This window comes from Deltaproteobacteria bacterium GWC2_65_14, from assembly GCA_001797615.1.
Lineage (GTDB): Bacteria > Desulfobacterota > Deferrimicrobia > Deferrimicrobiales > Deferrimicrobiaceae > GWC2-65-14.
On sequence record MGPV01000017.1, the window covers coordinates 44,246 to 67,447 of the forward strand.

25 protein-coding genes and 3 tRNA genes are annotated in these 23,202 nt (G+C 67.5%); 4 read left to right on the top strand and 24 right to left on the bottom strand.

Translation table 11 applies throughout. The annotated features are described in order from the left end of the window. Nucleotides 1-32 precede the first annotated feature (32 nt). From A2X88_04180 to A2X88_04235, 12 genes are all read right to left on the bottom strand, one after another. Nucleotides 33-108: transfer RNA gene (locus A2X88_04180), tRNA-Ala, on the bottom strand. Between the two features lie 186 nt (nt 109-294). Then, complete coding sequence (locus A2X88_04185; GenBank protein ID OGP35095.1) at nt 295-906, bottom strand: methionine biosynthesis protein MetW; 612 nt, start codon at nt 904-906, stop codon at nt 295-297. Then, a complete protein-coding gene (locus A2X88_04190; protein OGP35096.1) occupies nt 906-2,078 on the bottom strand; it encodes a homoserine O-acetyltransferase in 1,173 nt (390 codons plus the stop codon). The genes A2X88_04185 and A2X88_04190 overlap by 1 nt, the downstream gene beginning before the upstream one ends. 53 nt (nt 2,079-2,131) lie before the next feature. Continuing rightward, nucleotides 2,132-2,746 carry a hypothetical protein gene (locus tag A2X88_04195; protein OGP35097.1) on the bottom strand — a complete coding sequence of 205 codons (615 nt, stop codon included), beginning with the start codon at nt 2,744-2,746 and terminating at the stop codon, nt 2,132-2,134. 22 nt (nt 2,747-2,768) lie between these two features. Further along, on the bottom strand, nt 2,769-3,227 hold the full coding sequence (locus A2X88_04200) for a hypothetical protein (protein OGP35098.1): 459 nt from the start codon (nt 3,225-3,227) through the stop codon (nt 2,769-2,771). After that, nucleotides 3,224-4,618, bottom strand: coding sequence for a hypothetical protein (locus A2X88_04205; GenBank protein OGP35099.1), 1,395 nt, complete (start codon nt 4,616-4,618; stop codon nt 3,224-3,226). The genes A2X88_04200 and A2X88_04205 overlap by 4 nt, the downstream gene beginning before the upstream one ends. A 179-nt stretch (nt 4,619-4,797) precedes the next feature. Continuing rightward, on the bottom strand, nt 4,798-6,870 hold the full coding sequence (locus A2X88_04210) for a biotin attachment protein (protein OGP35100.1): 2,073 nt from the start codon (nt 6,868-6,870) through the stop codon (nt 4,798-4,800). Continuing rightward, complete coding sequence (locus A2X88_04215) at nt 6,860-8,305, bottom strand: hypothetical protein (GenBank protein ID OGP35101.1); 1,446 nt, start codon at nt 8,303-8,305, stop codon at nt 6,860-6,862. The genes A2X88_04210 and A2X88_04215 overlap by 11 nt, the downstream gene beginning before the upstream one ends. Before the next feature lies 1 nt (nt 8,306). Next, a complete protein-coding gene (locus tag A2X88_04220; protein ID OGP35102.1) occupies nt 8,307-9,206 on the bottom strand; it encodes a phosphoribosylaminoimidazolesuccinocarboxamide synthase in 900 nt (299 codons plus the stop codon). Nucleotides 9,207-9,293: 87 nt separating this feature from the next. Beyond that, entirely contained in the window at nt 9,294-11,078 is a 1,785-nt protein-coding gene (locus tag A2X88_04225) for a hypothetical protein (GenBank protein OGP35165.1), read from the bottom strand. 5 nt (nt 11,079-11,083) lie between these two features. After that, nucleotides 11,084-12,724 carry a hypothetical protein gene (locus A2X88_04230; GenBank protein OGP35166.1) on the bottom strand — a complete coding sequence of 547 codons (1,641 nt, stop codon included), beginning with the start codon at nt 12,722-12,724 and terminating at the stop codon, nt 11,084-11,086. A gap of 123 nt (nt 12,725-12,847) precedes the next feature. Further along, the gene (locus A2X88_04235; protein ID OGP35103.1) at nt 12,848-13,681 is read right to left on the bottom strand and encodes a hypothetical protein; all 834 of its coding nucleotides are present in this window, start codon (nt 13,679-13,681) and stop codon (nt 12,848-12,850) included. A gap of 63 nt (nt 13,682-13,744) precedes the next feature. Between A2X88_04235 and A2X88_04240 the strand changes: the two genes are divergently transcribed. Next, entirely contained in the window at nt 13,745-14,338 is a 594-nt protein-coding gene (locus A2X88_04240; GenBank protein ID OGP35104.1) for a hypothetical protein, read from the top strand. A 68-nt stretch (nt 14,339-14,406) separates the two neighbouring features. On the opposite strand, the gene A2X88_04245 is transcribed toward A2X88_04240, so the two are convergent. Further along, a tRNA-Sec gene (locus A2X88_04245) sits at nt 14,407-14,502 on the bottom strand. Between the two features lie 194 nt (nt 14,503-14,696). Here A2X88_04245 and A2X88_04250 point away from each other — a divergent pair. Beyond that, nucleotides 14,697-15,464 carry a hypothetical protein gene (locus A2X88_04250; GenBank protein OGP35105.1) on the top strand — a complete coding sequence of 256 codons (768 nt, stop codon included), beginning with the start codon at nt 14,697-14,699 and terminating at the stop codon, nt 15,462-15,464. A gap of 53 nt (nt 15,465-15,517) precedes the next feature. After that, nucleotides 15,518-15,592 (top strand) — tRNA-Val (locus A2X88_04255). Between the two features lie 20 nt (nt 15,593-15,612). Here the strand turns inward: A2X88_04255 and A2X88_04260 are convergent. The 7 genes from A2X88_04260 to A2X88_04290 all read right to left on the bottom strand — a co-directional run bounded on the left by A2X88_04260 (nt 15,613) and on the right by A2X88_04290 (nt 20,652). Further along, a complete protein-coding gene (locus A2X88_04260) occupies nt 15,613-16,584 on the bottom strand; it encodes a hypothetical protein (protein OGP35106.1) in 972 nt (323 codons plus the stop codon). Nucleotides 16,585-16,591: 7 nt separating this feature from the next. Then, nucleotides 16,592-18,064 (bottom strand): cysteine--tRNA ligase, encoded by a 1,473-nt coding sequence (locus A2X88_04265; GenBank protein ID OGP35107.1) that lies wholly within the window; start codon nt 18,062-18,064, stop codon nt 16,592-16,594. Between the two features lie 73 nt (nt 18,065-18,137). Then, nucleotides 18,138-18,335 (bottom strand): hypothetical protein, encoded by a 198-nt coding sequence (locus A2X88_04270; protein ID OGP35108.1) that lies wholly within the window; start codon nt 18,333-18,335, stop codon nt 18,138-18,140. A 38-nt stretch (nt 18,336-18,373) separates the two neighbouring features. Further along, complete coding sequence (locus A2X88_04275; protein OGP35109.1) at nt 18,374-18,823, bottom strand: hypothetical protein; 450 nt, start codon at nt 18,821-18,823, stop codon at nt 18,374-18,376. Nucleotides 18,824-18,839: 16 nt separating this feature from the next. Then, nucleotides 18,840-19,223 (bottom strand): Fe-S cluster assembly scaffold protein NifU, encoded by a 384-nt coding sequence (locus A2X88_04280; GenBank protein ID OGP35110.1) that lies wholly within the window; start codon nt 19,221-19,223, stop codon nt 18,840-18,842. 6 nt (nt 19,224-19,229) lie between these two features. Beyond that, nucleotides 19,230-20,441, bottom strand: coding sequence for a cysteine desulfurase (locus tag A2X88_04285; GenBank protein OGP35111.1), 1,212 nt, complete (start codon nt 20,439-20,441; stop codon nt 19,230-19,232). Between the two features lie 13 nt (nt 20,442-20,454). Continuing rightward, nucleotides 20,455-20,652 (bottom strand): hypothetical protein, encoded by a 198-nt coding sequence (locus A2X88_04290; protein ID OGP35112.1) that lies wholly within the window; start codon nt 20,650-20,652, stop codon nt 20,455-20,457. Between the two features lie 136 nt (nt 20,653-20,788). Between A2X88_04290 and A2X88_04295 the strand changes: the two genes are divergently transcribed. After that, the gene (locus A2X88_04295; GenBank protein ID OGP35113.1) at nt 20,789-21,328 is read left to right on the top strand and encodes a hypothetical protein; all 540 of its coding nucleotides are present in this window, start codon (nt 20,789-20,791) and stop codon (nt 21,326-21,328) included. Nucleotides 21,329-21,426: 98 nt separating this feature from the next. On the opposite strand, the gene A2X88_04300 is transcribed toward A2X88_04295, so the two are convergent. From A2X88_04300 to A2X88_04315, 4 genes are all read right to left on the bottom strand, one after another. After that, entirely contained in the window at nt 21,427-21,597 is a 171-nt protein-coding gene (locus A2X88_04300) for a ferredoxin (protein OGP35114.1), read from the bottom strand. 22 nt (nt 21,598-21,619) lie between these two features. Beyond that, complete coding sequence (locus A2X88_04305; protein OGP35115.1) at nt 21,620-21,838, bottom strand: hypothetical protein; 219 nt, start codon at nt 21,836-21,838, stop codon at nt 21,620-21,622. 82 nt (nt 21,839-21,920) lie between these two features. Further along, nucleotides 21,921-22,559: a hypothetical protein gene (locus A2X88_04310; GenBank protein OGP35116.1), complete on the bottom strand. Its 639-nt coding sequence runs from the start codon at nt 22,557-22,559 to the stop codon at nt 21,921-21,923. A gap of 41 nt (nt 22,560-22,600) precedes the next feature. Next, entirely contained in the window at nt 22,601-23,197 is a 597-nt protein-coding gene (locus A2X88_04315; protein OGP35117.1) for a hypothetical protein, read from the bottom strand. Between the last annotated feature and the right edge of the window lie 5 nt (nt 23,198-23,202).

Sequence of the window (23,202 nt, forward strand, 5' to 3'; positions counted from 1 at the left end):
CTCGCGCCGTTCGACGCGAGGGGTGGGCAATCTGGTGGAGCTGATCGGGATCGAACCGACGGCCTCCTGAATGCCATTCAGGCGCTCTCCCAACTGAGCTACAGCCCCACGACATGTAAAAAAAGATGCTACCCGACCACGCCGATAAAATCAATCCGCAAATCACCCCCCGGGCGCTGCCCCTGACGCCTGGACGTTCCCGAAACCCCGGCCGGGTGCCCGAACGGTCCCTGTGCTGAAGCAGGACGGGGCCGGTCCTTCGGGAGTTCTAAGGAACGTCCCTGTTCTGAGGGGTCAGCGCCCCCCCCGGGAGAGCAGGTAGACCGCGTTTTCCGCGAAGAGGTTCGGACGCATCCCCTGGAGCACCCGGCCCCCGCGGTCGGTCGACAGGTAGACGGTCTTCTCCACGGCAAGGCCGTTGCGGGCGCAGTAGTCGGTGAAATCGAGAATCGAGCAGAAGTGGATGTTCGGGGTGTCGTACCATTCGAACGGGAGGAACTCGGTCTTCGGCATCCTCCCGAAGAGGAGCACGTAGAGCCGCATCTTCCAGTAGGCGAAATTCGGGAACCCCACGATCCCCTTCTTCCCCACCCGCAGCATCTCCGTGAGGACCACGTCGGGCTTCTTCGCCGCCTGGAGCGTCTGGTTCAGGATGACGTAGTCGAAGGAGTTGTCCGGGTAGTCCCGCAAGCCCTCGTCGATGTCGCCCTGGAGGACGGTCAGCCCCTTCGCGATGCAGTCGCGGACCCCCGGCTCGGAGATCTCGATCCCCCGGCCGATTACCCCCTTTTGCCGGACCAGCTTCTCCAGGAGCGCCCCGTCCCCGCATCCCAGGTCGAGGACCCTGGCCCCGGCGGGCACGAGGTCGAGGATCACGCTGTGGTCGATTCTCGCCCCTTCGGCCATCAGGCGGACGCCCCGGCCGCGACGCCGGCCTTCGAGGCGACGTTGGCGAGGAAGTTCGTCATGATCTTCGACATCTCCCCCTCGTCCAGGAGGAAGGCGTCGTGCCCGTACCGGGAGTCGATCTCGCAGTAGGTGACATCCACGCCGTTCCCCATGAGGGCCTTGACGATCTCCCGGGACTGGTAGGGAGGATAGAGCCAGTCGGACTTGAAGGAGATGATCAGGAACTTCGCCGTGGCCTTCCGCATCGTCTCGACCAGAGACCCGCCCGGGAGGGAAAGATCGAAGTAGTCGATCGCCTTCGTGATGTAGAGGTAGGAGTTCGAGTCGAACCGGTCGACGAAGGCCCCCCCCTTGTGCCGGAGGTAGCTCTCCACCTCGAAATCGACGTTGAAGTCGTAGCCGAACGCCTTCTTCCCCCGCAGCCTCCGCCCGAACTTCTCGTGCATCGAGTCGTCGGAGAGATAGGTGATGTGCCCGATCATCCGGGCGAGCGACAGCCCGTCCCGCGGAAGCTCCCTCCCGTAATAGTCCCCGCCCTGGAAATGGGGATCCTTCATGATCGCGACCCGCCCGACCTCGTTGAAGGCGATCCCCTGCGGGGAGAGTTTCGAGGTCGTGGCGATCGGGATCGACGAGACCACCCGCTCGGGATGGGAGACGGCCCACTGCAGCGCCTGCATCCCTCCCATCGATCCCCCCGCGACGGCGAGCAGGCGGTCGATTCCCAGGTGGTCGACGAGGTGGACCTGCGCGCGCACCATGTCGCCGACGGTGATCATGGGAAAGGAGAGCCCGTACTCCCTCCCGGTCGCCGGGTTGGTCGAGGCGGGACCGGTGCTGCCCTGGCATCCGCCGATCACGTTGGAGCAGAGGATGAAGTACTTGTCGGTGTCGAACGCCTTCCCCGGACCGATCGTGTTGTCCCACCACCCCGCTTGCTTGTCCGTTTCCGCGTACCGGCCCGCCGCGTGGGAATCGCCGGACAGGGCGTGGAGGATCAGGATGGCGTTGCTCTTGTCCCGGTTCAGCTTCCCGTAGGTCTCGTAGGCCAGGGTGATGGGACCCAGCTTCGCGCCGCAGTCCAGCGGCATCTCGTGGGGGGGCTCCGCGAAGGTGTAGAATTTCTTCCTGACCAGCCCGACCGAGCCGGGCTCCTTCCTGTGGGGCATGGCGGTCCTTCCTGCCTCCCGATCGCTCGTTCGGATCCGAATATAACTTTTGATTATATACGGTTCACGGGGGGAACGTGCACAATTCCGGGAGCGCTCCCGTAGATCCGTTCGGCGAGGTCGTGGAGGATCCTCGCGGTGGCCCCCCAGACCGTGTGCCGGCCGTAATCGAGGAAGTAGACCCGGTCCGCCCGCCCCCGGAAGGTGGCCTCGGCCCATCGGTACCGGTGGAACTCCCCGAACACCGCCAGGGGGGGCTCGAACACCTCCGCCACCTCGAACTCGTCGAGCCGGAAAGTGGCCGTGTCGGGGATCCGGGCCACGTAGGGGCGGATCGAGAATCCGGTCACCGTCTCCACGGGTTCCATCGCCCCGAGAAGCTCCACCTCCTCCTTCCGGATCCCGAGCTCCTCCCGGGCTTCCCGGAGCGCGGTGGCGAGCAGGTCCGTGTCTCCCGGGTCGCGGCTCCCCCCCGGAAAGCAGATCTGTCCCTTGTGGTGGGGCACCTGCTCGGTGCGCCGCGCGAGGACGACCCGGACCTCGTCCCCCCGCGTGCGGAGGGGAACCAGCACTCCGGCCGCCCGCAGTCCGGCGGAAGGCTTCACCGGAGCGTCGGCCGGCGACAACAGCCCCCGCAGGGAATGAAAGAAGCGCCCGGTCACCTCCACACGGCCACCTCGAGAAGGCCGGTCAGGCAAGGCTGCTCCCTTCCGGGGAATCGACCCCCTTCTCGAGGATGATGAACTCCGACCGCTCGAATCCCACCGCGCGGAAGAAGCTCACCAGCCCGCCGTCGTTCCAGTTCACCATGGTCATCACCCGCAGGACATTGTGATTCCGGAAATACAGGTGGAGTTTCCCGATGAGGGCCTTCGCGACCCCCTTCTTATGGAACTCCGGGTCGACGCCGACAATCTCGATCCACCCGGTCTTCGGGATCCCGAACTCCCATCCCCGGATCGACCCCAGGATGAACCCGACGATCGTCCCTTCCTCCTCCGCGACCAGGCACCCGAGGGGGTTCGCCGACAGGTGCTCGATGATCCGCGACTCCCATTGCGCCTCGTGGGGGCGCCCCGTGATCTTCTCGTTGATCCGCAGGACCGCGTCGCCGTCCTGGGTCCTCATCCGCCGCACGGTGATGCTCATCGGCTCCTCCTCCGGTCCGCAAGAAAGTTGCGGACCACGTCGGCGAGCACGCGGGGACGCGCGTACCGCCGGAAGATGTTCCGGAACGAGTCGTGCCCGGAGACCGCGTTGAACAGGGCGTCGTGGACCTCCTGGTCCACCTTCGCCATCGTCAGGACCGTCCCCAGCGTCCCGGCGATCTCCCCCGCCTTGCAGAGGTGACGCATCCAGGTCCCGTACAGGTAATCCGCCCTGAGCCCCGCCGTGCGCTCCTCGTACTTCCGGAAGGAGGCCAGGGAGATCCCGTGCTCCACGATCGTCTCGGCGGCGAGGACGCCGGTCTCGATCGCCAAGTTGATCCCCTTCCCCTTGAAGGGGCGCATCCAGCCGGTGGCGTCCCCGACCGTCAGGTACCTCTCCCCCACCGCGCCCCGTCCCGGCGACCCCGGGAACTTCCCCCGGAAGACCTCCTGACTCTCCGGGGAGAGCGCCGGGAGATGCGCCCGGACGAAATCCATCTCCAGGAAGGCGAACATGTCCTCCACGGTGGCCCCGCGCCCCGCCACGTTCACGATGATATGGTCCCCCTTCGGCGTGATCGCCCCGAACTCGAGGTTCGGGAGGCCGGGAGGGAACAGGTAGGCGTAGATGATGTCGCCGAGCTTCCTCTCGATGAAGTGCCGGTCGGTGTGGATCTTCGTCACGTAGGTGTGCATGAACCGGCCGGGGCGGCGGTATCCGCCCGCCGTGGACGCCTCGAAGATGTCCATCATCCCGTCGTCCAGGCCGAAGGCCCCCACCACCGCGTCGGCCCGGTACATCCCCCCCTCGGTGTACAGAAAGACCTTTTCCCTTCCGCCGCGGGGGAAATCGACCCAGGTCACCCGGTTCCGGGAAACCTCCACTCCCGCCTCCTCCGCGCAGGAGAGGAGAAACCGGTCGAACGCCACCCTCCGCACCGCGTAGGTGGACCCGCCCCGGTGGGGGCCGACCAGGAGGATCTCCTTCCCTCCCGCGTGGAGGCGGTAGCCGAAGATCTGCCGCTTGAAGATCTCGTAGGGAAGCTCGATCTCGAGGTGGCACTGGAGCAGCTCCTCGATGGGGGGGGAGAGGACGCCCACGCACTGGTTGTAGTGGCGCTCGAAGTCCTTCCCCTCGAACAGGAGGACGCGCAGGGAGAGGTCCCGCTTCCGCGAGAGACGGGCGAGGCGGATGGCGGCGGCCGAGCCCCCCGGGCCCCCGCCGATGACCGCCACCGTTTTTCCCCGGATGTCCCCGTCCCCCATCGGCCTTCCTTCCCCGGGGGCCGCGGCATCCCCCCGAAACCTTCCACCCGGTTGCGCTCCCCCCGCTTTCTCCAGGTAGAGCGCGGCGACGGCCCTGCGCAGCCGCTCGCAGATCCTCAGGGCCATCTCCCCGTCGTTATAAGGCAATATAGCGCAAAACATCTCCCCGCCCTACCGGGCGATGCAGTCGGCCCCCCGGAGCACCGTGTCCCCGAAATCGTGCCCGCACGTGTCGCTCACGCGCCGGAAAGGATCGATGTCGGCTATGACCGCGGTGGAATTTCGGTGACGTCGAGGATGGACGTTCAGGGGGGCTTCGGGGGGTCCGGCTCCACGACCGACAGCAGCTGCCCCTCCTCGACCCGCTCGTTCCCCTTCACGCAGATCTCCTGGAGGACGCCCGAGACGGGGGACTTTACCGCGTTCTCGGTCTTCATCACCTCGATGTTCATCACCTCTTCGCCCTTCTTGACCCGGTCGCCCGCCTTGAGCGCCCGGTCCTTGGTACCGATCCGCCAGACGGTCCCGGGCATCGGTGCGCCGATCTCCCCCGCCGCAGAGGGGCTCGCCTTCCGGACCGCCTTCCTTGCGAGGGCCGCCTCGGGAAGCTCCACCGGGAAGACGTGGAGGATGTTGTCCACCGAGAGGACGACCTGCTTCATCCCCCCGACCCCCTCCCCGATCGAGACCAGCCGGATCTCGTGCGGCTTCCCCGAGAGGGTGAACGACACCGAGTCGCCCGGGCGGCGCAGCCCCGAAAGCCACACCGAGGTCGGGAGCACGGTGGTGTCCCCGTAGGTCACCCGGAACTTCAGGAAATCGACCGCCGCCTTCGGGTGCATCAGGTAGAGGACGAACTCCTCCTGCGTGGCCGGCCGTCCCAGCTCCTCCTCCATCGCCTTCCGGGAGCGGGAGAGGTTCTCGTCCGGCAGTCGGGAGAGCGGGGAAGACTCGACGCGGTCCGCCTTCACCTTCGCCTCCCACTCCTCACCGAACACGCTCCGGTAGACCCAGTCCTTCGGCCAGCCGAAGGGAAGCGGGCCGTACCGTCCCAGCAGCAGGTTCTTCAGGTCGTCGGTCGCCCCGGCGTAGAGCTGCAGGAGCAGGTTCGCGTCGGACTGCGAGAGCTCCTCGATCCGCTCGCCGGACTGGAAGTACCGGTCGAGGCCGAGAAAGAGCTTCCGGACGTTCTGCTCCCCTCCCTCCTTGTGGTAGCGCTGGAGGATCCCGGCCCAGGTCGTCCAGGTGATCTGGGAGCCCGGCGTCACGTCGAAGTATCGAAGGATCCGGTTGCCGTAGGCCATCCCCTTGAGGATGGAGGGCATGAGATCGAGGAACCCCCCCTTCTCCGCCTGCTCGAAGGAGGAGGGGAAGGCTCCCCCGGGCATCCGGTGCGAGATCACGTCGTGGGAGAACCCCTTGTGGGGGGACTCGAACCGCTCGTAGTTCCGGATGAACCCCCGGATGACGTCGGTCGCCTCCCCCGCCCGCTCCATGTCGAACCGGACGGAGAAGCCCAGCTCGCGCAGGAACCGCGCGAGGGGACGCACCGGCGGGTGCCCGTAGAAGCGGGAGAAGGCGTCGTCGGTCACGTCGAAGAGGCGCGCCCCCGCCCCCGCGGCGGCGGCCATCGCCGGGATCACCAGCCCGTCGGTGGAATGCCGGTGGTAGAGGAGCAGCAGGTCGGGGTGCTTCTGGAGGATCGCGTCGATCAGGCGCCGGATCCGCTCGGGGCTTCCCACCCCGGCCATGTCCTTCACGCAGAGGATGATCCCCGAGGTCCCGCCGCACAGCGAGACGATCTCCGAAACCACCCGGAGATAGTAGGCATCGGTGCATTCCGGCGCCTCGGTGAAGGAGATGGCCGGCTCGAAGATCTTCCCCCCCTTCAGCACCTCCTCGGCGACCGGCGCCATGTTCGGGACGTAGTTCAGGAAGTCGAAGCAGCGCCAGACGTCGATCGTGGGGAGGAAGGAGCGCACGGCGGCCCGGACCACGTTGCGGGGATACATCCGGTATCCCCACACGTTCGTCGAGCGGATGAGCGTCTGCGTCAGAACGTTCGGCATCCCCTCCGCCCAGACGCGCGACTCCTCGAACGGGTCGATCTTGTTGTTGAGCAGATCCTGGTGGAACCGGGCCCCCCCGTGGATTTCCACGGAGAAGTAGCCGGTCGCGTCGTAGATCGGGACCAGGCGGGACATGTCGTGGAGGGTGAAGCGGTTCTTGAAGTCGCTCTGCCCGGTGTCCCGCGGGCCGGTGTTCGTGAGCCAGATCTCCCCGCTCTCCCGGACCCCCTTGAGGATCTTCTTCGCGCTCTTTTTCCGCAGCCCCGCCCGCACCCTTTCCCCCGTTCCTTCGCCCCGATCACGTCCCATGGATGTTCCGGCCGAGTCCGGAGACCTCGGCGACGAACTTCGCCACCTTGAAGATTTCATCCTCGACGTGTTCGTACTCCGTGAGCCCGGCGATATTTTCCTCGATGAACCCGGTGTGGATGTTCCCCGCCACGAAATCCGGGTGGTCCATCACCCGCTTGAGGAGGGGGATCGTCGTCTTCACTCCCCAGATCTCGTACTCCCGCAGCGCCCGGCGCATCCGCTCGATGGCGGTCTCCCGGTCCTTCCCCACGGCGCAGATCTTGGAGAGGAGGGAGTCGTAGAAGGGGGGCACCTCCCATCCCTGGTAGATCCCGGACTCGGTCCGCACGAAGGGGCCGCTGATCTGCCGGAGGAAGGAGATCCGGCCGAAGGAGGGGGCGAAGCCGTTCTTGGGATCCTCCGCGTTGATCCGGCACTGGATCGCGTGCCCCCGCAGGGTCACCTCCTCCTGGCGGAGCGACAGCGGATCCCCCGCGGCGATCTTGAACATCTTCCGGATGATGTCGAACCCGCTGATCATCTCGGTGACCGTGTGCTCGACCTGGATCCGGGTGTTCACCTCGAGCGCGTAGAAGTTCCCCTCCCGGTCGACCAGGAACTCGAGGGTCCCGGCCGACTCGTACCCGACATCCCGCATCGCCCGGACGACGATCTCCCCCATCCTGGCGCGTATCTCCGGGGTGAGCGTCGAGCTGGGCGCCTCCTCCACGAGCTTCTGGTGCTGACGCTGGAGGGAGCACTCCCGCTCGCCCAGGTGGATCACGTTCCCGTTCCGGTCGGCCAGGAACTGGAACTCGATGTGCCGCCCCCCTTCGATGAACTTCTCCGCGTAGACCGACGCGCTCCCGAACGCCTTCTCCGCCACGGAGCGGGCGGCCGCCAGGTTCTCCTCGACTTCGTAGGGGGAGGAGACCTTGCGCATCCCCTTTCCGCCCCCCCCCGCCGCCGCCTTGAGGATCACCGGCCATCCGACCTGCTCGCCGAATTCGATGACCTGCTCGGCGCTCTCCACATTCTCCAGACCCGGGGTGACCGGCACCCCGGAGGCCGCCAGCGCCTTGCGGGCGGCCACCTTGTCCCCCAGGATCCGCATCACGCGGGCGGAGGGCCCGATGAAGACCATCCCCTCCCGCTCGACCGCCTCGGCGAATTCCGGATTCTCCGCGAGGAAGCCGTAGCCGGGGAAGACCGCGTCGCACCCCGAGTCCCGGGCGGCACGAATGACCGCGTCGATGTCGAGGTAGCTCATGCTGGCCGGGGAAGGGCCGAGGCGGACCGCCTGGTCGGCGAGCTTGACGTGGAGGGAGAGCGTGTCGCAGTCGGAGTACCCCACGACCGCCCGGATCCCCAGCTCCCGGCAGGGGCGGATCGCGCGGCAGGCGATCTCCCCGCGGTTCGCGATGAAGATGCTGCCGAAGTACTTCTTTCCCATCCTATCCGCCGATGTCGCTGCCGGTGAGGATCCGCAGCGCCTCCCGGTACTTCCCCGCCGTGTTCTCGATCACGTCGGGAGGAAGCTTCGGCCCGGGGGCGGTCTTGTTCCAGGACAGGGTGAGCAGGTAGTCGCGGACGAACTGCTTGTCGAAGCTCTTCTGGGGACCGCCCGCCCTGTATTCCGCCGCCGGCCAGAACCGGGAGGAATCGGGGGTCAGCGCCTCGTCGATCCAGAGGAGCCGGCCGTCCAGGAAGCCGAACTCGAATTTCGTGTCGGCGATGATGATTCCCTTCCCCAGGGCGTACTCGGCCGCCTTCCGGTAGAGCGTCAGGGAAATGTCCCGCGCCGCCTCGGCCGTCTCCCTCCCCAGGATTCCGCACATCCGCTCGAAGGAGATGTTCATGTCGTGCTTCCCCTTCTCCTCCTTGGTGGCGGGGGTGAAGAGCGGCTCGGGGAGCCGGGACGACTCGACGAGCCCCGCGGGGAGCCGGATGCCGCACACCTCGACATGCTCCCGGTATTCCGCCCAGCCGGACCCCGAGAGATACCCGCGGACGACGCATTCCACGGGGAGGGGGGAGGTCTTCCGGCAGAGCATCGAACGGCCGGCGAGCAGCTCCGCGTGAGGCCTGGCGGCAGGCGGGTATTCCCGCGGGTCCACGGAGAGCATGTGGTTCGGGACCACGTCCGAGAGCTTCCGGAACCAGAAGGCGGAGATCTGCGTGAGGACCTTCCCCTTCCCGGGAATCCCGTTGGGTAGGACGACGTCGAAGGCGGAGATCCGGTCGGAGGCCACCAGGAGCAGCTTGCCGTCCGTCTCGTAGATGTCCCGGACCTTCCCCCGCGCGAGCAACGTCAGTCCCGCAAGTTTCGTCTCGACGACCGCCTGCCTTGCCATAGGATGTCCCACCTCCGGATTGAAAGGGAGATCCTACTATATCCGGCGCCCCCCGCACAAACAGTTCCGGCGAGGGGCGTCCCCCCTTCAGGCCGGCCGCCCCTCCCGGAACTGGAGGGTGAAGAGGCGGTGGTAGATCCCCCGCTCCCGCATCAGCTCGCCGTGGGTCCCGGTCTCGCGGAGCTTCCCCCGGTGGATCACGAGGATCCGGTCCGCCGAGAGGACGGTGGAGATCCGGTGGGCCACCACGAGGGAGGTGCGGCCGGAGAGGATCTCCCCGATCGCCCGCTGCACCTCCTGCTCGGTCACCGGGTCCACGCTGGAGGTGGCCTCGTCCAGGACCAGCACCCGCGGCTCCCGGGAAAGCGCCCTGGCGAAGGAGACCAGCTGCCGCTGCCCGACGGAGAGGCGCCCTCCCCGCTCCCCCACTTCCGTGTCCAGCCCGAGCTCCCAGCCCCCCGAGAACCGGGAGACCCCGGCGGCGGCCGCGGCCCGATCCACGAAGGGACCTCCCCCCTCCACGTTCCCGCGGATCGTCCCGGAAAAGAGGACCGGGTCCTGCGGGACCATCGAGATCATCCCGCGGAGTTCCTCCCTCGGGATCTCCCGGATATCCCTCCCGAACAGGAGGATGCTCCCCCGGGAGATCTCGTAGAGGCGGCAGAGCAGCGACAGGATCGTCGTCTTCCCCGCGCCGGTCGCGCCGACGATCGCCCCCGCCTCCCCCTCTCTCAGGGAAAAGGTAACCCCCCGCAGGACCGGCTCGCCGGGCCGGTAGGAGAACCAGACGTCCCGGAACTCGATCGCGGGGACTTCCCCCTCCGGAGGGGCCGGGACCGCGCGGGGGACGGGCGGGCGGTACTCGGGGGAGATCTCCGTATCCAGGACCTGGAAGATCCGCTCCGCCGACGCGAGCGCCGACTGGAGGATGTTGTACTTGTCGCTCATGTCCTTGATCGGATCGAAGAACTTCTGCGCATACTCGAGGAAGGCGACCAGCGTCCCGAAGGTAAGCGCCCCGGAGAGGATCCCGATCCCGCCGCGCCACAGGATCAGGGCGACGGCGACGGAGGCGAGCAGCTCGACCCCCGGGAAATAGACGGAGTAGAAGTTCGTCAGCCGGATGCTCTCGTCTGCGTAGTCCATGCTCAGTCCGTCGAACCCGCGGATTGACTTCTCCTCGTTGCGGTACGTCTTGACGACCGCGATCCCGCTCACCCGCTCCTGGAGGAAGGCGTTCAGGCGGGCCAGCTTCCGGCGCAATTCCCGGTTCGCCTCCCGGATGAACCGCTTCACCAGCTCCACGAACAGGATCAGCGCCGGCAGGACCGCGAAGGTGACCAGCGCGAGGCGCGCGTCCATCCAGAGCAGGACCGCCGCGGTCCCGACGAGGACCGCCGCGTCGCCCACGGTGGAGACCAGTCCCGAGGAGAGAAGCTCCTGCAGCGCCTCGACATCGGAGGTGAGCCGCGTCATCAGCCTCCCGGCGGGGGTCCGGTCGAAGAAGGAGACCGGGAGGCGCTCCAGCCGGGCGAACATCTCCCCGCGGATCGCGAGGATCACCCGCTGGCCGAGGACCGACACCGCCAGCATCTGGAGGTAGAGAAAGGCCATCCCCCCCGCCAGCGCCGCGAGGTAGAGGCCGGCCCGGGGGAGCATCCCCTCGAAGACGCCGGGGATGAGGTTCTCGTCGACCACGATCTTGATGATGTAGGGCCCGGAGAGCCGGCAGGCGGTGCCGAAGAGCAGGGCCGCCAGCGCGAGGGCGACCAGCGTCCCGTGGGGGGAAAGGTAGGAGAGGAGCCGCCGCATGTGCGCGAGGTCCACCCCCTGCGTCTCCACCCGGTCCTCGTGGAGGAAGGGCTCCGGCATCCGGCTCACGGAGAGGCCTCCAGCTCCCGCACCAGCATCTGGCGGGAATAGAGGTCGAAATACTCCCCCCCGAGGGCGAAGAGCTGCTCGTGGGTCCCCTGCTCCACGATCCTCCCCTCCCGCATCACGAGGACCCGGTCGCACCGGGAGAGGGAGGCCATCCGGTGGGTGCTGAACAGGACCGTCCGCTCCCCCCGCAGCGAGAGGATCCCCTCGAAGATCTCCCGCTCCGTCTCCGAGTCGACCGCGGAGAGGATGTCGTCCAGCAGCAGCAGCTCCCCCCCGGCGCAGAGCGCCCGCGCGACGGCGGCCCGCTGCTTCTGCCCCCCGGAGAGGGTCAGCCCCCGCTCCCCGATCACCGTGTCCATCCCGGCCGGCATCTCCTCGATCTCCGCCAGGAGCCGGGCGAGCGACGCCGCCCGCCGGGCCGCCTCCGCGTCCGGCTTCTCCAGGCCGAAGCAGATGTTCTCGAGAACGGTATCGGAGAAGAGGAACGGGTCCTGCGCCACCAGGCGGATCGACCGCCTGAGCTCGGCCAGGGGGATCCCGGCCGCGTCGCGGCCCCGCAGGAAGATCTTCCCCGGGGGAGCCGGGTAGAGCCGCAAGATCAGGGAAAGGAGGGTGCTCTTCCCGCTGCCGGTCTGCCCGACCAGCCCCACCACCTCCCCCGGCCCGACGGAGAAGGTGACCCCGCGGAGCGTCTCCCCCCGGGTTTCCCCCTCGTAGAGGAACGAAAGATCCCGGATCTCGAGCAACGGGACCTCCCGGCCGTGCGGCGGCGGCTCCGCCGGTCCGGCCTCCTCCGGCTCGGACGGCGTCGCCAGAAACTCGTGGATCCGGCCCGTCGCGCTCCCGGCCCGCTGGAACAGGTTGATCACCCAGCCCAGCGCCATGGTCGGGAAGGAGAGCATGGCGAGGTAGGCGTTAAAGGCGACGAATCCCCCGAGGGTCAGCTGCCCCCGGATCACCAGCCATCCCCCCAGCAGCAGCACGAGGGCGACGCCGCCCCCCGCGAGGAAGCCGATCCCGCCGTGAAAGGCGGCGGAGGTCTTCGACACCGAGACGTTCACCCGGTAGTACTCCTCGCAGGAGCCGCGGAACCGGCGCTCCTCCCGCTCTTCCAGCCCGTAGGTCTTCACCAGACGGATCCCGGTGATGTTCTCCTGGAGGAGGGAGTTCATCGCGGCGAACGACTCCTGCCCCTTCCGGTGCAGCCGGTGAAAGGCCTTCCCGTAGGAGCGGGACAGCAGGACGACCGCCGGGGCCAGGACGAGCGCGACCGCCGTGAGGACCGGGCTGATCCGGACCATGAAGGCGAGCGCCAGCAGGTAGGAGATGGCGGTACCCGTCAGGGTGAGGATCCCCGGCCCCAGGAAGAGCCAGATCGCGGAGATGTCGTTCGTCAGCCTGGACATCACGTCGCCGGTGGCCGTCCTCCCGAAGAAGGAGACCGGGAGGCGGATGACGTGCGAGAAGAGGTCGTGCCGGAGCTCGAGCTCCACGTGCCGGGCGGTGATCAGGAGCCCGCGGCGGGAGACGTACCGGAACCCCGCGTGCAGCGCGGCGAACAGAAGCATCCACGAGACCGCCCGCACCAGCCCCCCGGCGCCTCCCGGCCGGGACAGGCTGTCGATCGCCTCGCGGATCATCCACGGAACGAGGAGGCCGGACAGGCTGGAGGCGAACAGTCCGAGCGCGCAGAGCAGGTAGGCCGCGCGGTGGCGCTCCATGTAGGGTCGCAGGGTGAGGAGTTCGCGGATGGCCGCCCCCTACCCGACGATGGTGAATGGGGCCGGGGTGAAGCAGAGCAGGAACAGGACCCCGGCGGCGAATCCGATCCACCGCCTGCCCCGGGAAAGGGGGATCTCCTCGAAGACGGGCCGGGGATGCCGGGTCCCCAGGAAGAAGAGCAGGGCCGCCCAGAGGACCCAGCCTGCCCAGAGCAGCCCCAGCGGCAGCAGCAGGAGCGGAATGATCCGGGAGACCCTCTCGTACCTGGCGCCGAAGAGGGCGTAGGCAATGTGCCCCCCGTCGAGCTGACCGGAAGGGATCAGGTTCAGCGAGGTCACAAAAAGGCCGATCCACCCCGCGAAGGCCACCGGGTGGAGGACGACATCGTACCCCGCGGGGATGTCGCCGAACAGGAGGAGGTTCGCCGCCTTGAGCAGCAGCGGCTCGCCGAGCCGGACCTGGAACCCTCCGGCGGACAGGACCTGCCGCACCTCCGACATCGTCAGCCCGATCAGCAGGATGGGGATCGCCACGAGCGCCCCCGCGATCGGCCCCGCGGCGCCGATCTCCATCAGCGCGTCCCGGTGGGGAAGCGGGGAGCGGATCTTGATGAAGGCGCCGAAGGTCCCGATCGACAGACCGATCGGGGGGGCGGGGATGAAATAGGGGGGAGTGACCTCCACGTGGTTCCGCCGCGCCGCCGTGTAGTGCCCCATCTCGTGCACGCCGAGGATGGAAAGGAGCGGGACGGCGAACATGAGCCCCAGGAGAAGGTCCTGCGGCCTCGCGAGCGGGTTCCCCCCGGCGAGGAAGGCCCCCGCCACCAGCGTGGTGAGAAAGGTCATCAGGAACAGGACGATCTGCAGGCGCATCGGTTTCCTCCCGGAACTCTCTCTCGATTATAGGATAATGAATCCGGGAGGTGGGTCCCGGGAATGAAGCTGATCCGCCCATGCGCCGACGGGGAAGAGCTGCTGCTCCACATCTGCTGCGGTCCCGACGCAGCCTACGGGGTGCCCGCGCTCCAGGAGCGGTACCGGGTCACCGGGCTCTTCTTCAACCCGAACATCCAGCCCGGGGACGAGCATGCGCGGCGCCTGCTGGCGGCCCGCCACCTGCGGGAGGCGCTCCCCTTCGCCCTGGAGATCGCGTCCGGGGGCGAGGAAGAGTGGGAGGAGGCGGTCCGCGGCCTGGAGGAGGAGCCGGAGAAGGGGAAACGGTGCGAGGCCTGCATCCGGCTGCGGCTGCGCAGGACCGCCTCCGAGGCGAAGCGGCTCGGGGTCCCGAACTTTTCCACCGTCCTCACCGTCAGCCCGAAGAAGGATGCGGCGATGGTGAACCGAGTGGGGTTCGAGGAGGGGGAGCGGTCGGGGGTCGTTTTCCTGGCGGCCGACATGAAGAAGGGGGACGGCTTTCGCAAGAGCGTGGAGATCTCGAAGCGGCTGGGAATCTACCGGCAGGACTACTGCGGATGCCGCTACTCGCTCCGCCCCGCGGGCGCCGAGCCCGGAGTCTCCCCCGCGGACTAAAGAACCCTGCCCGTTCTTCCGATACGCCTCCCGGGAGCCAGGACATGGGGAAACCGTTGCGGAAAAGATGGCGGAAGCGTGAGGGAATCGAACCCCCCGGAGACATTGCTGCCTCCCGGCCGGATTTGAAGTCCGGGAGGGCCACCAGCGCCCTATCCGCTTCCATCCGAAGCCTCGCCCGGCTTGCGGGAAAACCGGCCCTACTTCTTCGCGGTCTCGCTCGCGCGCTTCTTCCGGGCCTTCTTCCTCCGGTGCCGGCGGCGCCGGATCTCCCGCTTCCGTTCCGTGGTCATCTCCACCTCGTCCCGATTCCGATATGCGACGCCGGGACAGTATACCAGAAGGGAAAGGAGTTCAGATGAGACGATTCGCATGGATTATCGCCGCGGTATTTCTGGCCGCGCCCGCCGCCCCCGCCGCGGCGATGCCGGGGTTCGAGGCCGGGGTGCGGGGAACCTACTGGTTCCCCGACCTCTCGGCGAAGATCCAGACCTTCGACCCGCCCCCGGCGGGGACGAAGTTCGACGTGAAGGACGACCTGGGGGTCGGAGACGAGAATTTGCCCTCCGGGGAGGCGTTCCTCCGGGTCGGGCGGTTTCACCTGAGAGCAGGATTCACCCCGGTTTCGTTCGACGGGAGCAAGGCGCTGGCGAGGGAGATCGTCTTCAGCGGGCAGACCTTTACGGTCTCCGACACCGTGATCTCGAGCCTGGACATGAAGATGCTCGACGGGGAGATCCAGGTCGACATCCTCCGCCCGGATCTGGTCGCGGCCAGCTTCTACCTCGGGCTGGTCGGCAAGGTGAAATATGTGGACGGAGAGGTGGAGCTGCGCGGCAGCGCGGTGACGGAGCGGAAGGACTTCAAGGCCCCGATCCCGATGGTCGGGCTGGCGGCGGGCGCGGGGTTGCTGAAGGACATGGTCCGGATCGACGCCCGGGCGGCGGGGATGGCCTATTCCGGGAACCACCTGTACGAGGGGGAGGTCTATCTCTCCTTCGCCCCGTTCCCCTTCGTCCGGATCCAGGGGGGGTACCGGTGGATCGATCTCCAGGTGGACAAGGACGACGTCGTGGCCGAGCTCACGCTGAAGGGGCCCTACGCGGGGGCACAGATCTCCTTCTGACCGGAATTTTCGCTTGCTGCGCCCGGCGGGGACGGTAGAATAGGGGTTCCCGCGGGCGCTTAACTCAGCGGTAGAGTGCCACCTTCACACGGTGGAAGTCACAGGTTCAAATCCTGTAGCGCCCACCACGGACAACCTCCGGGAGGCCTCAACCAGGCCTCCCGGTTTCCTTTTTTCCCGCCTGGGCCGTGACGATCCCCACCCCGGCGGGGTCCGGCCGCCGCGCGGAGACCTTCCGGAACCCGGCCGTGGAAAGCATCACCGCGATCTCCCCCTCCGTGTAGGATCTGCCCCCCTCGGTCGCCGCCACCATGTGGACGGAGAAGAAGGCGGGGCCCGGTGGAGAGGTCTTCCCCTCGTCCAACAGAAACTCCTGCACCGCGACACGCCCCTTGGGCGCCATCGCCTGGCGCGCCCTCCGGAGAATTCGGATGCACTCCCGTTCGGAGAACGCGTGGAGGATCTGGGAGATCCAGACGAAGTCGTACGGCCCGCCGAGCGGGTCCTTCAGGAAATCCCCCGCCGCAATCTCCACCTCTCCGGATCTCCCCTTCTCCGACAGGATCCTTCGGGCGATCCGGACCGTCTCGGGCAGGTCGAACAGCGTCACCTTCGCCCCGGGGTACCTTACCGCCCATTCGAGGGCGTAGGTCCCCGGGCCGCCTCCCAGGTCCAGGAGGCGCTCCCCCTCCCGCAGCGGGAACTCCCGCGCGACCTGCGCGGCCCGCTCCCGGGAGTTGTCCTCCATCCCGCGGATGAAGTTCTCCTGCCAGTTCTTCTCCGGGCCCGCTCTTTTCCTCCCCGCCCGGATCTTTCTTTCCAGGTCGGTCCATTCTGGCCAGCAGTTACGGTGATGCAGCAGGATCGATCGCTTCGAGAGGGGGCCGTCCGTGAGATACCGGGCCGCGAGCTTCCCGTTTTCGTACTGCGCACCGTCGCGCTTCAGCAGGCCGACCGCTACCAGGGCGTTCAGGAGGATCGAGAGCCTTCGGGGATCGGCGGACACCGTTCGCGCGAGCCGGGAGGCGTCGGACGGGCCGGAGGCCAGGGCCGAAAAGACGCCGAGCCGCAGTCCGGTGAACAGGGCCATCGAGCGCTGGTAGCCGTGCGCGACCTCCATCAACTCCTCAAGCCTTTTCATCGAACCCATCGGTGCCCCTCCCCCGCCGTTTTTCCAGCCGGAAGGTCCCCTCCGGCCCGTCCGTCACCTCGTACCCGGCCTCCCGGATCCCCTCCCGGAGGGCATCCGCCTCGCGGAACTTCCGCTCCTGCCGGAGCCGCCCGCGCCTCCTTGCGAGGTCGGCCACCGCCTCCGGAATCCCCTCCCGATCCACGGCGCCCGCCTCTTCCCTCGCGGCCTCCGCGGACCGGAGAAGTCCGACCCCCAGCACCGGGTCCCATTCCGCGGCGAGCTTGCGCAGCGTCCTCCCGGAAAGCCCGGCCCGCGCCGCCTCATGGACGACCCCGAGCGCCTTCGGGGTGTTCAGGTCGTCCCCGACCGCCTCCCGGAAGCGGCGCCGGAACTCCCCCTCCTCTCCCGGCGCGCCGCTCCCCGCGTCCCCCCCCCGGGCGAACGCCTCCCGAAGTCTTTCCAGCGCCGTCGCGGATGCCGCTTGCGCCTCCCAGGTGAAGTTCATCGGCGTCCGGTACTGGAGCGTCAGGCAATGATACCGGAAATCGGCCGGGGAGACCCCACGGGCTTCCAGGTCGTCGAGGGTGTGCTCGTTGCGCAGCGACTTGGACATCTTCCGCCCGTCGACCAGAAGGTGCGCCCCGTGTACCCAGAGGGCGGCGAACCGGCCGCCGGTGGCCGCCCTCGCCATCGCACGGGAGTTCTCGTGGTGCGGGAAGCGAAGGTCCGAGCCTCCCACGTGGATGTCGAATTCCGGTCCCAGGTACCTCACCGCCATCGCCGCGCACTCGATGTGCCATCCGGGCCAGCCGCGGCCCCAGGGGCTCTCCCAGGAGAACTCCCGCCCGGGCTCCGCCGGAAGCCAGAGCGAGAAATCCTCCGGCCGTTTCTTGCGGAGATGGATCGCGGCGTCGGTCCGGCCGGCCGCCTCCCCTTCCCCCAGCAGGGCCCCGGAGAGCTCTCCGTACCCCGGCGCCTTCGTCACGTCGAGGTAGAGCCACCCCTTTTCCCCGTAGGTCGCCCCGCGGCGCTCCAGTTCCCGCGCCATCGCGATCATGTCGGGAACGTGGGCGGAGGCGCGGGGATAGAGGTCGGCGGGGAGGAAGCCCATCCTCCGGCAGTCCCGGAAGAACGCGCCGGTGAAGAAGGCCGCAATCTCCCCGGCCGACTTCCCGGCCGCGCGGGCGGCGGCGACGACCTTGTCCTCCGCCTCTTCGAGTCGCTCCTGCTGCATGTGCCCCATGTCGGTGACGTTCTGGACGGAAACGGTCCTGAGCCCGAAGAACCCGAGGGCCCGGACGAGCAGGTCGGTGAGCAGCCAGGTCCGGAGATTCCCGATGTGGACATACCGGTAGACGGTGGGTCCGCAGGTGTAGATCCCCGCCCGCCCCGGTCTCATCGGAACGAACGGAACCTTCTTTCGCGAGCAGCTGTCGTAGAGAGCGATCAGCGCGGGCCTCCCGGGCATCCGGGTCGTGCAGGTCGGCCCGGGATCCCCGGGAGCCCCCCGGGTGCGTCCCGCATTCCTCCCCGGAGCGTCCCTACATCTCCTGGTTGACCTCCCGGTCGATCTCCTCCTGCAGGAGCTTCACATGCTTTTTCTCCTCCTCCACGAGGAAGAGGAACATCTCCCGGATGGACGGCTCCTTGGCCGTCTTCGCGAACGCCGTGTAGTCTTTTACCGCCGCCTTCTCGCGCCCCAGCGCCATCCGGATCACATCGAGCGGGTTCGACGTCATGGTCCCTCCCTGGCTGCTTCCGGCCCGCGGGCCGGGGATCAGACTCTGTTCAGCAATTCCTCGATCCGCGCGAGGTGGGTCCTCTCCTCCTCCCGCAGCTCGGAAAGCAGGCCCTTCGTGTTCCTGTCCTCGACCGCCTCCGCCGCCTTCCCGTAGAACTCCACGGCATGTTCTTCCGCCCTCTTCGCCACGGCAAGCCCCTTCCGGATCGCGTCGCTTTCCCCGGCCCCCTCCTCCTCCCGGGCGATCCGGTCCAGGTCGATCATGTAGGGGAGGAATCGGTGCTCCCACTTCGCCTCGTGCTTCGGGACCCCGAATTTCGCCGAGAGCTTCCGGATATGGCCCTCCTCCTCCCGGGCGAGGAAGTCGAAAAGGTCGCCCGCCGGCGACGTTCCGTGCAGGGCGGCCTGCCGTCCGTAGTACGCTCTCGCCCGCTCCTCGTGGGCGAGGGCGACCTGGAGGATCTCGATCTCGTTCAGGTCCAGCATCGGTCCTTCCTCCTTCTCAGGCGGGATGCTTCTTCGCGTAGTCGTCCAGGGCGGCCTTGACCGCCTCCTCGGCCATGACCGAGCAGTGGATCTTCACCGCGGGGAGCCCGTCGAGGGCGTCGGCGACATGCCGGTTCGTGATCGCCCGCGCCTCTTCGACCGTCTTCCCCTTCACCATCTCCGTCAGCATCGAGCTGGAGGCGATGGCCGCCCCGCACCCGAAGGTGCGGAACTTCGCGTCCACGATCGTCTCTCCCTCGACCTTGAGGTAGAGCCGCATCATGTCGCCGCAGGCCGGGTTCCCCACTTCGCCGACGCCGCTGGCATCCTCGATCTCGCCGACGTTCCTCGGGTTCATGAAGTGATCCATCACCTTCGCGCTGTACGGTCCGCTCGCCATGTCCGCCTATCCTCCCTGGAGGATCTTCTTCTGGTAGTCGAGATATGTGGGAGACATCGCCCACAGCTTCCGGACGATTCCGGGAAGCGCCGACAGCACCGCGTCCACCTCCTGCCCGGTGCTTCCCTTCCCCATGCTGAAGGTGATCGACCCGGTGCAGATGTCCGAGGGGACCCCGATCGCCCGCAAGACGTGGGAGGCGATCAGGTCCTCCTCGTCCTGCCCTTTCAGGTTCGAGCTGCAGGCCGATCCCGAGGCGGCCATCACCCCGTGGAGGTTGAGCAAAAGCAGCAGCGATTCCCCTTCCGCATACTCCACCCAGAAGCTCACATGCCCGGGGAGCCGCACCGAAGGGTGGCCGGTGAAGTGGAGGTGCTCCACGGAGGCGGCGATCCCGTCGTGCAGGCGCTTTCCCAGGCTTCGGAGATGCCGGTCCCGCTCCGCCATCTCCCGGGCGGCGATGGAGGCCGCCGCTCCCATCCCCACGATCCCGGGGACGTTCTCGGTGCCGGCGCGCAGCCCCATCTCCTGGAACCCGCCGTCCAGGAGCGACTCGAGGCGGACCCCCTCCCGGACGTAGAGCGCCCCCGCACCCTTCGGCCCGTAGAAATTGTGGGCCGACAGGGTCGCCAGGTCGGCCCCGATCCGGTTCACGTCGACCGGAATGTGGCCGGCCGAGGCGGTCGCGTCGGTGTGGAACAGCACCCCCCTCTCCCGCGCGATCCTCCCGATCTCCTCCACCGGCTCCACCGTGCCGATCTCCGCGTTCGCGTGCACGACGGACACCAGGATCGTGTCCGGCCGGATCGCCCGGCGGACCTCCCCGGGGTCCACCCGTCCGTCCCGGTCGACCCTCACGGTGGTGACCTCGAAGCCGCGGTTGCGCAGCGGGATCAGGGCGTTCAGCACCGAGAAATGCTCCACCTCGGATACGACGAGGTGCTTCCCCTTCGCCGCGTGGGCGCCGGCAACCCCTTTCACCGCGAGGTTGTTCGACTCGGTGGCCCCGGAGGTGAACAGGATTTCTCCGGGCTTCGCGCCGACCAGGGAGGCCACCTGGCTCCTGGCCGCGTCCAACCCCTTGAGGGCCGCCTGCCCCTGATCGTGGATGTGGGAAGAGGGGTTGCCGTACCGCTCCGTGAAGTACGGCATCATCGCCTCCAGGACCTTCGGGTCCAGGGGGGTGGTGGAGATATGGTCGAAGAAGATCCGGCCCACCGTCGCTCCCCGGCTACTCCTGGATCCTGAACTCGGCCATCTTGTCGCGGATCAGCTTGATGTGACCCTTTTCCTCCTCCGCGAGGTAGGCGAACATCTTCCGCACGGCCGGGTTCTGCGTCTGTTCCGCCGCCTTCCTGTACTCCCCGAAATTCTCCATCTCGTGCCGGAGCGCCAGGCGCAGTACCTCTTCCATGGTCCATTCCGCCATCGTCTTCCTCCCCGTGCCGTTTTCCGGAACGGCATGCGGTCCGCCGTCCGGACGCCGCCCCTTGTGTAGGATTAGGAGGCGGGCCGTTCCGTTTCCCTTTATAATTCTATCTGGAAACGATCGCAAGGAGTCGCGCATGAAAAAATCCTCGGTTCTCCCGGCCGCGGTGCTCGTCATCGCGCTTGCGGGCGCCGTCGCCTACTACCTGGGAAGCTCCGCACCGAGGTCCCCCTCGGGGAGCTCTCCCGCCGGGCGCACCGTCGCCGGGGTGCAGGCGCCGGAGTTCTCCCTGGTGGACATCAGCGGGAACCGTGTCTCCTTTTCCCGGTTCCTCGGGAAGCCCACCGTGATCAACTTCTTCGCCACCTGGTGCCCCCCCTGCCGGGAGGAGATTCCGGGATTTGTCGAGGTCCACCGGAAATACCGGGACCAGGGGTTCGAGCTGGTCGGCATCTCCCTCGACACCGATACGCGGGGAAACCTTCCGGGGTTCATCACGAGCCACCGGATCGAGTACCGGATCCTCTTCGGAGACCTCACCACCACGCGGGCCTACGGAGGGGTCACCTCCATCCCGACCACCTTCTTCATCGGGAAGGACGGAACGATCCGGTATGTCCATGTCGGCTATATCGACCAGGAAGCGTTCGACCGGGAGGTCCGGAAGCTGCTGTGACCCGCGAGTCCCAAAAATGCGGAAACCCGGAACGGTGTGCTTCCGGGTTCCCGCCAGGTTCGGCGAGCGGACCGGCCCCGGAGGACCGTTCCGCGGACTCAGGCTGGAATGCAGGCCGCCGTCGGGCAGACTCCGGCGCAGTTCGCGCAATCGGTGCACTTGCCCGCATCGATGCCGTAGATCGGATCGCCCTCCGAAATGCACTGTTCCGGGCATTCCGGAAGGCAGGCCCCGCAGGCGATGCATTCCTCCGTGATCTTGTACGCCATGATTCCTCCTGTATGGGTTGATTTATACCGACTCCACCCGCTCCACCGCGGGGATCTCCTCCTTCAGCAACGCCTCGATGCCGTTCTTCAGGGTGATCGACGCCATGGGGCAGCCGGAGCATGCGCCGGTCAGTCGCACCTTCACCACGCCCCCGTCCACGTCGACGAGTTCCACGTCTCCCCCGTCGGCCTGCAGGGCCGGGCGAATCTTTCCGAGCACTTTTTCGACTTCTGGCTTCATTCCCTTTTCCCTCCCCGGGGGCAATCTATCCCCCTCCCTGTTATAGGATGTGCGTTCCGGCCCCCCGGTTCCTTGACCGGGATCAATCCGCCGAAAGGATTTCGTACCCCGCCTTTTTCAGGGCCGCCTTGAGCACCTTGTAGTTCTTCGTCTCGAGCCGCAGGATCAGGGTCTTCATCCCCGGCTCCGCGTGGGCGGCTGTCGCCACGGAGACGATCTTGGTTTCGAAGTCCTTGAGCAGTTTCGTCACCTCGAACAGCATGCCGATCCTGTCGGGCAGCCCCAGCTCGACCCGGTAGCCCGGCCCGCTTACCCCCATCGACTCGATGAAGGCGTCCAGGATGTCGGTCTCGGTGAGGATCCCGACCAACTTCCCCCCCTCCACGACCGGGAGGCACCCGATCTTCTTCTCCCGCATGATCAGCGCCGCCTCCTCGATCGGGGCGGACGGGGATATCGTGTAGGGGCGCCGGGTCATGATCTGCCGGGCCTTGACCTTGTCGAGCAGGTAATAGATCTCGCGGATTTCCAGGGAGGTCGCGGAGGAAGGGGAGGCCTGCTTGATGTCCCGCTCCGAGAGGACCCCGACCAGTTTCTCCCCGTCCTTCAGGACGCAGAGGTGGCGGATCCCCCGCTCCTTCATGATGTCCATCGCCCTTCGCATCGAGTCGTTCTCGTCCACGACCACCGGGTTCCGCGCCATCCGCCTCGCAACGATCATCGAAGGGTCCTCCTGAAGGGTTTTCCCGCCGTCTCTTCCGGTCAGGTGAAGTAGCGCCGCACGAGATCGATGGCGCTTATCAGATCCGAGGCCGTCACCAGAAAGAAGGAGGCCCCCTCCTTTTCCCAGTACACGAACGACATCCCCTCCTTCTCTCCGGAGAGGAAACCGGAGCCGGAGAAGAGGTCCTCCTCGTCCTGGCCCCCCGCCCGGGGCCGGTTCCGGAGCACGAGAAGGAGATACGAATTCCCGAATCCCGAGAAGCGGACGGCGGCGGCCGTCTGCCTCCCCACCTTCTCCCGCCGGACGGAGGAGACGGAGAACACCCCCTCCTCCCGGGGAAGCAACAGCTTCGCCCCCGTCCACTCATTCACCTTCGCCTCGGCGTCGGCGGGAGCGAGGGGGGGCGCTCCCTCCTTCTCGAGGTTCGCGGCCCCGTAGAGCCGCATCCCCTCCCGCGCCAGGAGGTCGACCCGGGCATGCCCCGTGTCCCGGGAGATGCGCACGGCGAAGACGGCGACCGTCATGGTCAGGAAGAGCAGGACGACGGCCAGGCGCGGCCGATCGCTCACCAGGCCGAACAGGGAGGTCGTCTCGGATTTCCCCCGGTCCGGGCGTTCACCGGTCGATCCATTCATGGTTG

Coding starts and splice junctions, on each gene's coding strand:
- A2X88_04260 (OGP35106.1), bottom strand. CDS start 16,584: ATGGAGGTCGCGCACGGCTACCAGCGCTCGATGGCCCTGTTCACCGGA.
- A2X88_04290 (OGP35112.1), bottom strand. CDS start 20,652: ATGGCGGAATGGACCATGGAAGAGGTACTGCGCCTGGCGCTCCGGCAC.
- A2X88_04200 (OGP35098.1), bottom strand. CDS start 3,227: ATGAGCATCACCGTGCGGCGGATGAGGACCCAGGACGGCGACGCGGTC.
- A2X88_04305 (OGP35115.1), bottom strand. CDS start 21,838: ATGAAGCCAGAAGTCGAAAAAGTGCTCGGAAAGATTCGCCCGGCCCTG.
- A2X88_04315 (OGP35117.1), bottom strand. CDS start 23,197: ATGAATGGATCGACCGGTGAACGCCCGGACCGGGGGAAATCCGAGACG.
- A2X88_04280 (OGP35110.1), bottom strand. CDS start 19,223: ATGGCGAGCGGACCGTACAGCGCGAAGGTGATGGATCACTTCATGAAC.
- A2X88_04235 (OGP35103.1), bottom strand. CDS start 13,681: ATGCGCCTGCAGATCGTCCTGTTCCTGATGACCTTTCTCACCACGCTG.
- A2X88_04190 (OGP35096.1), bottom strand. CDS start 2,078: ATGCCCCACAGGAAGGAGCCCGGCTCGGTCGGGCTGGTCAGGAAGAAA.
- A2X88_04205 (OGP35099.1), bottom strand. CDS start 4,618: ATGGCCCTGAGGATCTGCGAGCGGCTGCGCAGGGCCGTCGCCGCGCTC.
- A2X88_04220 (OGP35102.1), bottom strand. CDS start 9,206: ATGGCAAGGCAGGCGGTCGTCGAGACGAAACTTGCGGGACTGACGTTG.
- A2X88_04300 (OGP35114.1), bottom strand. CDS start 21,597: ATGGCGTACAAGATCACGGAGGAATGCATCGCCTGCGGGGCCTGCCTT.
- A2X88_04250 (OGP35105.1), top strand. CDS start 14,697: ATGAGACGATTCGCATGGATTATCGCCGCGGTATTTCTGGCCGCGCCC.
- A2X88_04310 (OGP35116.1), bottom strand. CDS start 22,559: ATGATCGTTGCGAGGCGGATGGCGCGGAACCCGGTGGTCGTGGACGAG.
- A2X88_04215 (OGP35101.1), bottom strand. CDS start 8,305: ATGGGAAAGAAGTACTTCGGCAGCATCTTCATCGCGAACCGCGGGGAG.
- A2X88_04270 (OGP35108.1), bottom strand. CDS start 18,335: ATGACGTCGAACCCGCTCGATGTGATCCGGATGGCGCTGGGGCGCGAG.
- A2X88_04240 (OGP35104.1), top strand. CDS start 13,745: ATGAAGCTGATCCGCCCATGCGCCGACGGGGAAGAGCTGCTGCTCCAC.
- A2X88_04185 (OGP35095.1), bottom strand. CDS start 906: ATGGCCGAAGGGGCGAGAATCGACCACAGCGTGATCCTCGACCTCGTG.
- A2X88_04295 (OGP35113.1), top strand. CDS start 20,789: ATGAAAAAATCCTCGGTTCTCCCGGCCGCGGTGCTCGTCATCGCGCTT.
- A2X88_04225 (OGP35165.1), bottom strand. CDS start 11,078: ATGCCGGAGCCCTTCCTCCACGAGGACCGGGTGGAGACGCAGGGGGTG.
- A2X88_04210 (OGP35100.1), bottom strand. CDS start 6,870: ATGGGACGTGATCGGGGCGAAGGAACGGGGGAAAGGGTGCGGGCGGGG.
- A2X88_04275 (OGP35109.1), bottom strand. CDS start 18,823: ATGCTGGACCTGAACGAGATCGAGATCCTCCAGGTCGCCCTCGCCCAC.
- A2X88_04265 (OGP35107.1), bottom strand. CDS start 18,064: ATGCCCGGGAGGCCCGCGCTGATCGCTCTCTACGACAGCTGCTCGCGA.